The 13,100-nt window shown below is 68.4% G+C and carries 13 protein-coding genes; 7 read left to right on the top strand and 6 right to left on the bottom strand.

Annotated elements, in window-relative coordinates; genetic code table 11:
• Positions 1 to 117: 117 nt before the first annotated feature.
• A complete protein-coding gene (locus tag OU996_RS12265; protein ID WP_267585701.1) occupies positions 118 to 729 on the bottom strand; it encodes a LysE family translocator in 612 nt (203 codons plus the stop codon).
• 265 nt (positions 730 to 994) lie between these two features.
• On the opposite strand from OU996_RS12265, the gene OU996_RS12260 reads away from it, so the two are divergent.
• The gene (locus tag OU996_RS12260; protein WP_267581893.1) at positions 995 to 1,264 is read left to right on the top strand and encodes a DUF2798 domain-containing protein; all 270 of its coding nucleotides are present in this window, start codon (positions 995 to 997) and stop codon (positions 1,262 to 1,264) included.
• Positions 1,265 to 1,326: 62 nt separating this feature from the next.
• On the opposite strand, the gene rpoD is transcribed toward OU996_RS12260, so the two are convergent.
• Together rpoD and dnaG are read right to left on the bottom strand one after the other, a co-directional pair.
• Positions 1,327 to 3,324, bottom strand: a complete 1,998-nt coding sequence (gene rpoD, locus OU996_RS12255; protein WP_267581892.1) for an RNA polymerase sigma factor RpoD — start codon at positions 3,322 to 3,324, stop codon at positions 1,327 to 1,329.
• Between the two features lie 178 nt (positions 3,325 to 3,502).
• Positions 3,503 to 5,449 carry a DNA primase gene (gene dnaG / locus OU996_RS12250; RefSeq protein WP_267581891.1) on the bottom strand — a complete coding sequence of 649 codons (1,947 nt, stop codon included), beginning with the start codon at positions 5,447 to 5,449 and terminating at the stop codon, positions 3,503 to 3,505.
• A 201-nt stretch (positions 5,450 to 5,650) separates the two neighbouring features.
• Between dnaG and OU996_RS12245 the strand changes: the two genes are divergently transcribed.
• Both OU996_RS12245 and OU996_RS12240 read left to right on the top strand, forming a co-directional pair.
• Positions 5,651 to 6,025 carry an ArsR/SmtB family transcription factor gene (locus OU996_RS12245; protein ID WP_267581890.1) on the top strand — a complete coding sequence of 125 codons (375 nt, stop codon included), beginning with the start codon at positions 5,651 to 5,653 and terminating at the stop codon, positions 6,023 to 6,025.
• Entirely contained in the window at positions 6,022 to 6,579 is a 558-nt protein-coding gene (locus OU996_RS12240) for an SRPBCC family protein (RefSeq protein WP_267581889.1), read from the top strand. The genes OU996_RS12245 and OU996_RS12240 overlap by 4 nt, the downstream gene beginning before the upstream one ends.
• 40 nt (positions 6,580 to 6,619) lie before the next feature.
• On the opposite strand, the gene OU996_RS12235 is transcribed toward OU996_RS12240, so the two are convergent.
• The 3 genes from OU996_RS12235 to OU996_RS12225 are packed head-to-tail and all read right to left on the bottom strand — an operon-like array spanning position 6,620 to position 8,158.
• Positions 6,620 to 6,928, bottom strand: coding sequence for an AzlD family protein (locus tag OU996_RS12235; protein WP_267581888.1), 309 nt, complete (start codon positions 6,926 to 6,928; stop codon positions 6,620 to 6,622).
• Positions 6,925 to 7,662 carry an AzlC family ABC transporter permease gene (locus tag OU996_RS12230; protein WP_267581887.1) on the bottom strand — a complete coding sequence of 246 codons (738 nt, stop codon included), beginning with the start codon at positions 7,660 to 7,662 and terminating at the stop codon, positions 6,925 to 6,927. Before OU996_RS12230 ends, OU996_RS12235 begins: the two co-directional genes overlap by 4 nt.
• A 40-nt stretch (positions 7,663 to 7,702) precedes the next feature.
• Positions 7,703 to 8,158, bottom strand: coding sequence for a GatB/YqeY domain-containing protein (locus OU996_RS12225; protein ID WP_267581886.1), 456 nt, complete (start codon positions 8,156 to 8,158; stop codon positions 7,703 to 7,705).
• Between the two features lie 249 nt (positions 8,159 to 8,407).
• Between OU996_RS12225 and carA the strand changes: the two genes are divergently transcribed.
• From carA to OU996_RS12205, 4 genes are all read left to right on the top strand, one after another.
• Entirely contained in the window at positions 8,408 to 9,613 is a 1,206-nt protein-coding gene (carA, locus tag OU996_RS12220; RefSeq protein WP_267581885.1) for a glutamine-hydrolyzing carbamoyl-phosphate synthase small subunit, read from the top strand.
• 102 nt (positions 9,614 to 9,715) lie between these two features.
• Complete coding sequence (locus tag OU996_RS12215) at positions 9,716 to 10,930, top strand: putative DNA modification/repair radical SAM protein (RefSeq protein WP_267581883.1); 1,215 nt, start codon at positions 9,716 to 9,718, stop codon at positions 10,928 to 10,930.
• A 17-nt stretch (positions 10,931 to 10,947) separates the two neighbouring features.
• Positions 10,948 to 12,393: a UdgX family uracil-DNA binding protein gene (locus tag OU996_RS12210; RefSeq protein WP_267585700.1), complete on the top strand. Its 1,446-nt coding sequence runs from the start codon at positions 10,948 to 10,950 to the stop codon at positions 12,391 to 12,393.
• A gap of 81 nt (positions 12,394 to 12,474) precedes the next feature.
• A complete protein-coding gene (locus OU996_RS12205; protein ID WP_267581882.1) occupies positions 12,475 to 12,978 on the top strand; it encodes a cupin domain-containing protein in 504 nt (167 codons plus the stop codon).
• Positions 12,979 to 13,100 lie beyond the last annotated feature (122 nt).

The raw sequence follows: 13,100 nt of genomic DNA, 5'->3' as shown, positions 1-13,100 counted from the left end.
CCCCGTCCCCAACCGGGTTCCCTCCGGCCGAAAGCGGCGCATTCCAGGCGCCCGTGCTTGACGGCACGCTCTGCCCCGTTCACCAGCCCCCGGTGGATGGGGCTTTTCTTTGGGCGCCTAACGCTCGCTCAGGGCAAGCTTCGCACCGAGCGCCACAAAGGCCGCGGCAAAGCCCCGCCGCATCCAGGCAAGGATGGCCGGTCGCGCGGCGAGCTGGCCGCGGATCGCCGCCGCGAACAGGCCGTAGAGCGCGAAGACCACGAAGGTCATCGCCATGAACACCCCCGACATTTCCATCATCCGCAGCAAGGGTGCCGGCTCCGCGGGCGCGATGAACTGCGGCAGGAAGGCCACGAAGAAGATGGAGAGCTTGGGGTTCAGCAGGTTCAGCAGGATGCCGTCGGCGATCACCCGCCCCGGCCGCAGCCGTGCGGCTTCCGGGGTGATGCGCAGCGGCCCGTCTGCCCGCAGCACCTGCCAGGCCATGTAGAGGAGATAGGCGACGCCGGCATAACGCAGCGTCTCATAGGCGAGCGCGCTGGCATGCAGCACCGCCGCGAGCCCGAGCATGGCGGCGGCGAGATGCGGCACGATACCGAGCGTGCAGGCAAAGGCGGCGAGCAGGCTCGCCGCGCGCCCCTGCCCCAGCCCGGCCGCCATCGTGTAGAGCGCGCCGGTTCCCGGCGAGACGACGACGATGAAGCAGATGAGAAGGAAGTCAGGAGACAGGGCGGCGGGGAGAAGGTCGGCACTCATGGCGTGACACTCCAGAAAGCGATGCCCGCAAGGCTAGACCGTCGCTCGCGCGCCCGGCCACCCGGAACCAACGGCCGACACTGGCGCCGCGCGGCCGCTTCTGTTATTTCAATTGGGTCGGCGTGCCCTGCGCAGCCGGCCGTAAGCGTCCGACGTCAGGCAACGCATCCAACCCGGTTCCGGCCGGCGGATGCTTGTGCCATCCGGACGGTCGGGACCATCCAAGCAAGGATGGCCCATGCCCTCCCCGTCACCGACCCCTGCCTCTTCCTTCAAGCTGCCGGCGCGCTATGCCGGCATCATCATGCCGCTGGTGCTCTCGGTGCTGATGACCTTCGTGGTCTCGGCCATCGCCACGCTGCGCAGTCTCGGCCCCGGCCCGGATTTCCTCGCGACATGGCCAACCGCCTGGGGCCTCTCCTGGCTTGTCGCCTTCCCGACGCTGCTGCTGGTGCTGCCACTGGTGCGCCGTATCGTTGGGCTGCTGGTGGAGGCGCCGGCGCGTTAAGTCCGCGCTGAAAAAGAAAAGGCGGCCCGCAGGCCGCCTTTTCGCATTCCGGTGAGACGCGCTCAGTTGTCGAGGAACGAGCGCAGCTTGCGGCTCCGCGAGGGGTGCTTGAGCTTGCGCAGCGCCTTGGCTTCGATCTGGCGGATACGCTCGCGGGTGACCGAGAACTGCTGGCCGACCTCTTCGAGCGTGTGATCGGTGTTCATGCCGATGCCGAAGCGCATGCGCAGCACGCGTTCTTCACGCGGGGTCAGCGAGGCGAGCACGCGCGTGGTGGTCTCGCGCAGATTCGACTGGATCGCCGCGTCGATCGGCAGGATGGCGTTCTTGTCCTCGATGAAGTCGCCGAGATGGCTGTCTTCCTCGTCGCCGATAGGCGTTTCGAGCGAGATCGGCTCCTTGGCGATCTTCAGAACCTTGCGGACCTTCTCCAGCGGCATGCCGAGCTTCTCGGCCAGTTCCTCCGGGGTCGGCTCGCGGCCGATCTCGTGCAGCATCTGGCGCGAGGTGCGCACGATCTTGTTGATCGTCTCGATCATGTGCACGGGGATGCGGATGGTGCGGGCCTGATCGGCGATCGAGCGGGTGATCGCCTGACGGATCCACCAGGTCGCATAGGTCGAGAACTTGTAGCCGCGCCGGTACTCGAACTTGTCGACCGCCTTCATCAGGCCGATGTTGCCCTCCTGGATGAGGTCCAGGAACTGCAGGCCGCGGTTGGTGTACTTCTTGGCGATGGAGATGACGAGGCGCAGATTGGCCTCGACCATTTCCTTCTTGGCCTGACGGGCTTCCTTTTCGCCCTTCTGGACCATCTGCACGATCTTGCGGAATTCCTGGATTTCCAGCCCGGTCTCGGTGGCCAGCGCGTGGATTTCCGAACGCAGATCGCGGATGCCGTCCAGTTCCTGGCCGACAAACCCCTTCCAGCCGCGCGAGGTCAGGTTCTTGACCCGGCTGATCCACTTCGGGTCGAGCTCGGAGCCCTGATACTGCTTCAGGAAGTCCTCACGCGAGACGCCGAAGCTCTCGGCAAGGCGCATCAGCCGGCCTTCAAGCGACACGAGCCGCTTGTTGATGTCGTAGAGCTGCTCGACGAGGTTATCGATGCGCGCCTGATTCAGCGACAGCGACTTCACGTCGAGGATCAAATCGTCCTTGAGCTTCTTGTATTTGCGGTCCTGCGACGGCGAGAGGCTCTCATTCTTGAGCTTCGACTCGACGTTCTGGTCCTGCAGGCGGCGCAGCTTCTTGTAATAGTCGGCGATGCGGTCGAAGGTCTCCAGAACCTTCGGCTTGATCTCCGCTTCCATGGCGGCGAGGGAGAGCGAGTTCTCCATGTCGTCGTCATCGTCGGCGGCGATGGTCTCGCCCAGCGTCGGCTCACGCTCCTCGTCGCCTTCCGGCGCCAGCGTGCCGCCCTCGACGATGGGGCCATTCTTCGCCTCGGGACCGGCATAGGTCGCCTCGAGGTCGATGATGTCGCGCAGCAGCACCTTGCCTTCGACGAGCTCGTCGCGCCAGATGATGATGGCCTGGAAGGTCAGCGGGCTCTCGCAGAGGCCCGCGATCATCGCCTCGCGGCCGGCCTCAATGCGCTTGGCGATGGCGATTTCGCCCTCGCGGGAGAGCAGCTCCACCGAGCCCATCTCGCGCAGATACATGCGCACCGGATCGTCGGTGCGCTCGCCCGGCTCGGACTTGGTCTCGGAACGGATGACCGCGCGCGGGGCCGATTCGGCGATCTCGCCGCCGGACTCTTCCTCGTCGTCCGCCGCTTCCGCGGTCTCCTCGCCCTCGGCTTCCGCCTCGGCCTCTTCCGCCTCGACCACGTTGATGCCCATCTCGTTGAGCATCGCGTAAATGTCTTCGATCTGGTCGGACGTGTTCTGCTCGGAGGGGAGAACCTCGTTCAGCTCGTCATAGGTGACATAGCCACGCTTCTTGGCGAGCTTGATCATCTTCCGGACGCCAGCGTCCGAAAGGTCCAGCAACGGGCTATCCGGGGTGTCGCCGTCCTTCTCGGGGGCTTCCGTCGCGTCCGCTGCCTGCTTCGCCATACGTGTGCTCCTCAACCGCCGTCCGGCTTTCGCCCGGCGCCCGACAGCGTCCGGTTAATCCGGCCACCGCCCTTCGACCTTAAACCTCGCGCCACGATCGCCGAGACGATCACGACGCAAACGGGGCCACACGCTCCACGGCGCAGGTGATGCGCGGGGCGGGCGACCCAGAGGACTTCTACATCGACCGCCCGGAACGACCCGATGCGGCGCCGAACCCCTCTACCAAAGCTTCGGTGCCGTCAAGTGCCGCGAGCTGTCTTTGTATGTCGAGAAAGCGTGCCCAGTTCATCTCTGTGGGCTCCTCTGCGAGGCGTTTCTCCGCTTCCTTCAGGTCTTTAGATAGGGCGTGGCTGCGCCGGTGCAAGACCAGCCGCTGGTGCCACCACAATTCCACATCGGCCCGCCCAGCATCGGCAAAGGCCGGCCAGTCATGGCGCGCCACCGCAATCTGGGCGAGGCGCTGGGCCACCGGAGCGACGCCGACCACCTCCAGCCGCGCCGCCAGATGCGCGGCATCCTCGTCCGCCCCTTCCATATGGGCGTCGAGCAGCGCCTGCCGCAAACGGGCAGCGTCCTTGTTCTGCAAGGGCAGGTCGGCGATCTCCTCGGCGAAGCGCTCCATCAGCCAAGGATGGTTCATCGCGGCGAAGAGCAGCAGCGCCTCGTTGCGCGGGATTTCCGCCGCCGCGCCGCGCAGCAGGGCCGAACGGCGCATGCCCTCGCCGGCTGAGCCGGCGGCGCCGCGCCCGCCCGCGCCGCCCCGGCGGTCACCGGGCGCCCCACGACCGGCAAAGCGCGTGCCGAAGCGGCCCGGCTCGCGCCGCCCGGCCCCTCCCCCGCCCGGCGCATAGACCGGGGCGAAAAGGCGGCGGAAGCGCTCCATCAGCTCGGCGCGGTAATGCTTGCGCACCGTCTCGTCGGCGATGACGCGGACGATCTCGCCGATTCGGGCCTCCAACGCGGCGCGGCGCTCGGGCGTATCGACATTGGCGGCTTCCAGCTCGCGCTCCCACAGCACGTCCGCAAGCGGGCGGGCCTGGGCGAGCACCGCCTCCACCGCCTCGCGGCCGCCGGCGCGGACGAGGTCGTCGGGATCCTGCCCGTCCGGCAGCGTGCCGAAGCCGAGGCTCACGCCGGGCTTGAGATGGGGCATGGCGAGATCGAGCGCACGATAGGCGGCGCGCCGGCCGGCCTTGTCGCCGTCGAAAAGCAGCACCGGCTCGGGCGCCATCTTCCAGAGCAGAGCAAGCTGGTCCTCGGTCAGCGCCGTGCCGAGCGGGGCCACCGCCGCCGGAAAGCCGGCCTCGACCAGCGCGATGACGTCGACATAGCCCTCGACCGCAATCACCGGGGCGCCCTTATGGGCGGCGGCGCGGGCGTTGAAGCCGTTATAGAGCAGCGAGCCCTTGTGAAAGAGCGAGGTCTCCGGCGAGTTCAGGTATTTGGCCGAGACGTCCTTCTCCAGCGCCCGCCCGCCAAAGGCCACGACCCGGCCGCGCAGATCGGTGATGGGGAACATCACGCGGTCGCGGAAGCGGTCATAGGGAATGGCGATGTCGTCGGCGGAAATCAGCAGGCCGGCCTCGATCATGTCCTCCATCGGCACGCCCTTGCCGCCCAGCGCCTCCTTCAGCGCGTAGCGGTCGGGCGGGGCGTAGCCGAGGCGGAAACGCTGCTGCGTCGCGGGGCCGAGGCCGCGATCGGCGAGATAGCCGCGCCCTTTGGCGCCGGCGCGGTTCTGCAGCGTGGTCTCGAAGAATTTGGTGGCGAGCTCCATCACCTCATGCAGCGTCTTGCGACGGCTCTCGCGCTTTTCCTCCTCGCGCGACTGCACGGGCATCGGCACCCCGGCCATGCCGGCGAGCCGCTCCACCGCCTCCGGGAAGGGCAGGCCCTCGACCTCCATCATGAAGTCGAACTGGTCGCCATGCTTGCCGGAGGAGAAGCAGTGATAAAAGCCCTTCTGGTCGTTCACATAGAAGGACGGGGTCTTCTCGGGGTTGAACGGCGAGAGGCCGCGCCATTCGCGCCCCTGCTTCTTCAACTGCACGCGCTTTCCCACCACCTCCGACACCGGGAGGCGGGCGCGAATCTCGTCGAGGAACGAGGGCGGGAAGCGCATGGGGGAATCGGTACTCCGAAGCGAACGCCCCTTCTATCAGGCAAGAGGTAGGCCGGATGACGGCGCCGCTCCCTCAGGTGGCGTGCCGCGCCGCCATCGGCAATCCCTGCCCGCTATCCCCGTTATCCACCGAGGCGGGCGCACGCCGGATATTCAACTTAATGGTTGACAGTTCCGAGGCCAGCGCAGATACTAAACCATATGGTTGAACAAATAGACATCGCCGATCCCCGGCTGGACCACATCTTCCACGCCCTCGCCGACCCGACCCGGCGCGCCATGCTGCAAAGCCTCAGCGAGCGGGAGCGCACGGTGGGCGAACTGGCGGAACCCTTCGCCATGTCGCTGGCCGGGGCCTCCAAGCACATCAAGGCGCTGGAGGCTGCCGGGCTGGTGCGGCGCGAGGTGCGCGGGCGCCAGCATCTGTGCCGGCTGGAGCCGGCCCGGCTCGCCACCGCCCATGACTGGCTCAGCTTCTACGAGCGGTTCTGGACCGGGCGCCTCAACACCCTCGACGCCCTGCTGCGCGCCGAGGACGCCGCCACCGCCGCCCGCCAACAGGGAGAAACGCCATGACCGCGCAAGCACACGCCGCCGACGACGACTTCGCCCGCCTCGACGCCCCCGACACGCTGCGCTTCGAGCGTATCCTCCCCGGCCCGGTCGAGCGGGTCTGGTCCTATCTCACCGAGCCGGAGAAGCGCCGGCTGTGGCTGGCGGACGGGGCGATGGAACTGCGCGACGGCGGCGCGGTCGATCTGGTGTTCCGCAATGGCGAGCTCAATGCCGGCCAGCCGACGCCGGAAAACTTCGCGAAATTCGCTGGCGAGTTCCACAATCCCGGCACAGTGCTCGCCTGCGAGCCGAACCGGCTGCTGCGCTTCACCTGGGAGGCCGACGGGCCGAACGAATCGGAGGTGACGTTCGAGCTCGCGCCGCGCGGGGAGCGGGTGCTGCTCACCGTCACCCACCGGCGCCTCGTCAAGCGCAGCACCCGGCTCGGCGTCGCCGGCGGCTGGCACGCCCATCTCACCTTGCTGGCCGACCTGCTGGAAGCGCGCGAGCGCAGCGCCCTCTGGCCGCTCTTCGCGCAGTACCGCGCGGCATACGAGACGCGCCTGCCGGAATGAGGCCCTGACAAGAGCAAATGGCCGGGCGTGGGCCCGGCCCTCAGCTCACGCCCATATGAGCGCGCCACAGCGCCGCCGCGAGGATGCCCAGCGCAATGGCCGGCAGCGCCTTGCGCAACACCAGCCGGGCGAGCACGGCGACGCCGACCGCGACATAGCCCTCCGGCCCGCCGCGCACCGTCGCCGGCACCACCAGCGCGACCAGCACCGCCCCGGCGAGATAGCGCAGGAAGTTCTCGGTGCGGGCCGACATCGGCACGAAGCCGACGAGGAAAATGCCGCCGGCCCGCGTCGCATAGGTGACGAGGGCCATGGCGAAGACGACGAGAAGGGCCTGCGTAGTGGTCATGGGCGCGTCAAATCGGAGCGTTTGAATTCGTCGCGCAGGAGACCGGCGAGGCCGCCCGCCAGCCCACCGACCATGACGTGCCAGTTCGGCGGCAGAAACCACACCGCGCCCATGGCGGCCAGACCCGCCACCAGCCAGGGCAGATCGTCCACCCGCCCCCGCCGCAGCCCGACCAGCGTGGTGGCGAAGAACGCCACCAGCACGAGATCGAGCGCATAGGTCTTCACATCATCCAGCGTAAGCCCGCCAGCGACCGCGCCGATAATCGTCGCCGACACCCAGGTCGCCCACATCAGCAGGCCGCCGCCGACGAGATAGCCGAGATCGCGCTCGCCCTTGCGCTCGGCGGCGATCAGCGCCGCCCAGTTGAGGTCGCTCAGCAGCGTCATCGCCCCATAGACCTTCCACGGCGCCAGCCCCCGGCATAAGGCGCGCAGCGAGGCGCCGAGCAGGATGTGCCGGGCATTGATGGCAAAGGTCGCCACCAGCAGCGGCAGCCACGGCACCGGGCTTGTCCACAGGTCCAGCACCGCGAATTGCGACGCCCCGGCGAAGACGACGACGCTCATCAGCGCCGCGAGCCAGCCCTCGAGTCCGGCGCCGCGCGCGGCGATGCCAAAGGCGACGCCGAACACGAAGACGGGCGGGAGAACGGCAATGATCGCGCGCGCTCCGCGCCAGCACCCTGCCCAGGTCAGCGTGGCCGGCGCGGGCGTTTGGGGGTCTGGGGACATGGCGATAATGTGCGTCAGGGAATTGGCTGGGCGCCTCGGCTCAGGCCGTCAGCAGCGCCTTCACCGTGCCGCTCGCCTTGCCGAAATCCATCACGCCGGTGTGGCGCTCCTTGAGCGCGGCCATGGTGCGGCCCATGTCCTTGAGGCCATGCGCGCCGATCTCGGCGATGACGGCGGCGATGGCGGCCTGCGCCTCGGCTTCGGTCATCTGGGTCGGCAGGAAGCCCTGAATGACCACGATTTCCTCCCGCTCCTGCGTCGACAGGTCAGCGCGGCCGGCTTCCTCATAGACCTTGGCGGATTCCTCGCGCTGCTTGATCATCTTGGTCAGCAGGCCGAGCAGTTCCTCGTCGGAGAGCGGATCCTTGCCATGGCCGCGCGCTTCGATGTCGCGGTCCTTGATCGCCGCATTGATGAGGCGAAGCGTGCCGAGGCGCACCTTGTCGCCCGCCTTCATCGATTCCTTCAGCGAAGTGTTGATCTGGTCGCGCAGCACCTTGTCCGCCTTGCTTCTGTTCGCGGGCCGGCGGCGCCGGAAGCTCTCCGCGCCGTCCCACACCCACGAAGCGATTGTTGATCCGCCCCGAAAATCGGTCTCGAAACCTTCGGGCCGCCGCATCTCGGGCGTTTGGCCGCGATTTCGCCGCAGCCATCCGCTTGACGAGGGACAGATGCGCAGCCTCAAGGCTGGCGTCCGGCGCGGCGACCGACTAATTAGGGCACACAACGACAGGGAACAAGATCAATGAGCGGTAGCGCTGAACAGCTCTCCGGCGGCGACGTGTGGGCCGAGCCCCTCCCGACCGCCCTCCTCGTGCTGGCCGACGGCACCGTCCTTGAAGGCTTCGGGCTGGGTGCCACCGGCCAGGCAGTCGGCGAGGTGTGCTTCAACACGGCGATGACGGGTTATCAGGAAGTGCTGACCGATCCGTCCTATGCCGGGCAGATCATCACCTTCACCTTCCCCCATATCGGCAATGTCGGCACCAATGAGGACGACATCGAGACGATCTCGATGGCCGGCGCCTCAGGCGTACGCGGCGTGGTGCTGCATTCGGCCATCACCGATCCCTCGAATTACCGCGCCACCCGCCATTTCGACCAGTGGCTGAAGGCGCGCGGCATCATCGCCATCTCCGGCATCGACACGCGCGCGCTCACCGCGCTGATCCGCGACAAGGGCATGCCCAATGCGATGATCGCCCATGCCGCCGACGGGAAGTTCGATGTCGAGGCGCTGAAGAAGGAAGCGGCCGCGTGGCCGGGCCTTGTCGGCATGGACCTCGTGCCGATGGTCACCAGCGCCCAGCGCTTCACCTGGGACGAGACCCCGTGGCAGTGGCCGCAGGGCTACGGCCAGCAGACCGCGCCGGTGCATCACGTCGTCGCCATCGACTACGGCATCAAGCGCAACATCCTGCGCCTGCTCGCCCGCGCCGGCTGCAAGGTGACCGTGCTGCCGGCGACCGCCACCTCCGAGGAGGTGCTGGCGCTGAACCCGGACGGCGTGTTCCTCTCCAACGGCCCAGGCGACCCGGCGGCAACCGGCGAATATGCCGTGCCGGTGATTCGCGACATCATCGACCGGGGCATCCCGACCTTCGGCATCTGCCTCGGCCACCAGATGCTCGGCCTGGCGGTGGGTGGGCGCACGATGAAGATGCATCAGGGCCATCACGGCGCGAACCACCCGGTGAAGGACATGACCACCGGCAAGGTCGAGATCACCTCGATGAATCACGGCTTCGCGGTCGACCGCGACAGCCTGCCGGCGACCGCGCGCGAGACCCATGTCTCGCTGTTCGATGGCTCCAATGCCGGCATCGAGCTGACCGACAAGCCGGTCTTCTCCGTGCAGTATCACCCCGAGGCGAGCCCCGGCCCGCAGGACAGCCACTATCTGTTCGACCGCTTCGTCGATCTGATCGCCAAGACCAAGAAGGTGGCCTGACCGACTGAATTTGCGTGCCCGGCCCCGCGGCCGGGCACCACACCCCGCGGGGGTTGACCGCCCATCAAGAGAACATAACATGAACGCGGAAGGAATTTCCGCGTGGATGATACTCTCAAGGCCAAGCTAGGCATCCTTGCCGACGCCGCGAAATATGACGCCTCCTGCGCCTCCTCCGGGGCACGGGGGCGCAAGGCTGCGAGGGACGGCATCGGCTCCACCACGGGCGCCGGCATCTGCCATTCCTACACGCCGGACGGGCGCTGCGTGGCGCTGCTGAAAATCCTGCTGACCAATTACTGCCTGTTCGACTGCGCCTATTGCATCAACCGGCGCTCCTCCAATGTGGAGCGGGCGCGGCTCTCGGTCGACGAGGTGGTGCGCATCACGCTCGGCTTCTACAAGCGCAACTATATCGAGGGGCTGTTCCTCTCCTCCGGCATCATCCGCTCGCCCGACTACACGATGGAGCAGATGATGCTGGTCGCGCGCACGCTGCGCCGCGACCACGGCTTCGCCGGTTACATCCACCTCAAGGCCATTCCCGAGGCGAGCCCCTGGCTGGTCGAGCAGGCCGGCCTGTGGGCCGACCGACTGTCGGTGAACATCGAGCTCGCCTCCGACATCAGTCTGAAATCGCTGGCGCCGGAGAAGGACGCGCCGGGCATCAAGGCGACGATGGGTCAGATGCAGGAGCGGATTGTCGAGGCCAAGGAGGAACGCCGCCGCTTCGCCCCGGCCGGACAGAGCACGCAGATGATCGTCGGCGCGGACGACACCACGGACGAGACGGTGCTGCGCACCAGCGCCGGGCTTTATGGCGGCTATGGCCTGCGGCGCGTCTATTACTCCGCCTTCAGCCCGATCCCCGAGGCGAGCCGCGTGCTGCCGGTGAAAGCCGCCCCGCTCCGGCGCGAGAACCGGCTGTACCAGGCGGACTGGCTGCTGCGCTATTACGGCTTCAGCGTCGACGAAATCGCCGCCGGCGGCAGCGCGGGGATGCTCGACCTCGACATCGATCCCAAGCTCGCCTGGGCGCTGAAGCACCGCGAACGCTTCCCGGTGGATGTCAACGCCGCCGATCGCGAACTCCTGCTGCGCGTGCCAGGCCTCGGCGCGCGGGCGGTCGACCGCATCCTGCGCGCCCGGCGCCAGACGCGGCTGACGCTGGATGATATCGGCCGGCTGAGCACGGGCGTGAAGCGGGCGCGCGCCTTCCTCATCACCGCCGACCATCACCCGCTGAAACTCACCGACCGGTCCGATCTGCGCGAACGCCTCGCCCCGCCGGCCCGTCAGCTCGAGCTGTTCGCGTGAACGCGCCCACCCGTGCCATGGAGGCCGTGAGCCTGGCCTATGGCGCCGACCGCGACGGCTTCCGCCGCGCCGTGCGTCGGCTGATTGCGGCGGGTGTGGCGCCGGAACATGTCGTCTGGCGGATGCGCGAGCCGGGCGAGCCCGAGGCCGAGAGCGCCTGTAGCGATCTGTTCGGCGCCCTCCCCGCCGGCCCGGCCGAGGCGGGCGAGGCCCCTGCCCTCGCGCTGCCGCGCGCCCTCGGCGAGTTGATCCCGCTGGTGCTCTGCCATCACGACCCCGACCGCTTCGCCCGGCTCTACACGCTGATCTGGCGGGTGCTGCATGGCGAGCGGCGGCTGATCGACAACCCGGCCGATCCGCTGGTGCATCGGCTCGCGCTGATGGCGAAGGCGGTGCGGCGCGACATTCACAAGATGCACGCCTTCGTGCGCTTCCGGGCGCTGGGCGCGGAGAACGGGCGCGAGCGTTTCGTCGCCTGGTTCGAGCCCGAGCATTTCATCGTTGAGGCGGCCGCCCCCTTCTTCCGCACGCGCTTTCCCGCCATGGACTGGGCGATTCTGACGCCGAAGGGGACGGTTGGGTGGGATGGGCAGGCGCTCACCTTCGGTCCCCCCGCCACGCGTCCGCCTCTGCCAGAAGCGGACGGTTTCGAGGAAGGTTGGCTCGCCTACTACGCCAGCGCCTTCAACCCGGCCCGCGCCAACCCGGCGATGATGCGCACGGAGATGCCGAAGAAATACTGGGCCAACCTGCCGGAGGCGCGGCTGATCCCGCAGCTTCTGGAGAGCGCCCCCGCCCGCGTCGCCGCCATGATCGAGCGGGAGGCGCAGGCGCCGCGCAAGCGCGATCCGGTGAAGGCCGTCGCCGCCATGGCGCAGCAGGCCCCATTGAGCCTTGCCGCGCTCAACGACCTCATTCGCGCGACGCCCGCCTTCGTGCCCGGCGGCACGCGCGCCGTGCTCGGCGAGGGGCCGGAAGGCGCAGCGCTGGCGCTGGTGGGCGAGCAGCCGGGCGACCAGGAAGACATCGAAGGCCGCCCCTTCGTCGGCCCGGCCGGGCAGCTTCTGATGCGCGCGCTGGGCGAAGCGGGCTTGCAGCGCGAGCGACTCTACCTCACCAATGCGGTGAAGCACTTCAAATTCGTGCCGCGCGGCAAAAGGCGCCTGCACCAGAAGCCCACGGCCGGCGAGGTGAAGCATTATCGCTGGTGGCTGGAGGCGGAGCTCGATTTCGTGCGCCCGCGCCTCGTGGTCGCGCTCGGCGGCACGGCGGCGCTGGCGCTCACCGGGGAGGCGCTGGCGGTGACGCGGGAGCGCGGCCCGCGCGTGCTCGGCCGTCATCCGGGCTTCGTCACCACCCATCCATCCTATCTCCTGCGCCTGCCCGACCCGGCCGCGCAGGCCGACGGCTTCGCCGCTCTGGTGGCGGACCTGCGGCAGGCGCGGGAGCTGACGGGCGGTTGATCCGCGGACGGTCCCCTGAGGGGAACGGCATGGCAGGAGCGCGGATTGCTCCAGTGTTGAGGCGCGGGGAGGGAAATCGAGATGCCGATCATCGAGCCGGAGGCCCGGCTTTTTCCGCCCTCGGGCGGCGTGCCGAACCACCCAGCCTTCCCCGTGCTGATCTACCACGCCGCGCTGCCGGCGGACCCGTCAGCCATCGAGGAGCAGGTCGGCGCCAATGGCTGGGAATGCCGCTGGCGCAACGGCGTGTTCGACTATCACCACTTCCACTCGACGGCGCATGAGGCGCTGATGGTGGCGCGCGGCCACGCCACCGTGCAGCTCGGTGGTTCGGGCGGCGCGGTGGTGGAGATCGCGGCGGGCGACGCGCTGGTGCTGCCGGCCGGCACCGGGCACAAGCGGCTCGCGGCAAGCGCGGATTTCCTCATTATCGGCGCCTACCCGCCCGGTCAGGATTACGAGATCGAGCGGCCGGACGCGGCCGGCCTCGCGGCGGCGCAGGCCCGCATCGCCGCCGTCCTGCGCCCCGCAAGTGACCCAGTAACCGGCCCGGCGGGCGCCCTTACCCGGCTGTGGAACGGCTGAGCCGCCGGCGCTCCCCGTCTGCCGCGCCCAAGCTATGCACGGACGGGACGCCGCGTGCCCTTCCCCCGGGGGGGAATCTGGTTTAAGGGAAGCCCCCAATTGCGGGGTCCGACCTCGCCCAG

Origin of the sequence: Ancylobacter sp. SL191 (assembly GCF_026625645.1) — a bacterium.
Taxonomy (GTDB): domain Bacteria; phylum Pseudomonadota; class Alphaproteobacteria; order Rhizobiales; family Xanthobacteraceae; genus Ancylobacter.
Note: the sequence above shows the minus strand (reverse complement) of the source record. Positions and strands in the feature narration are given on the sequence as shown.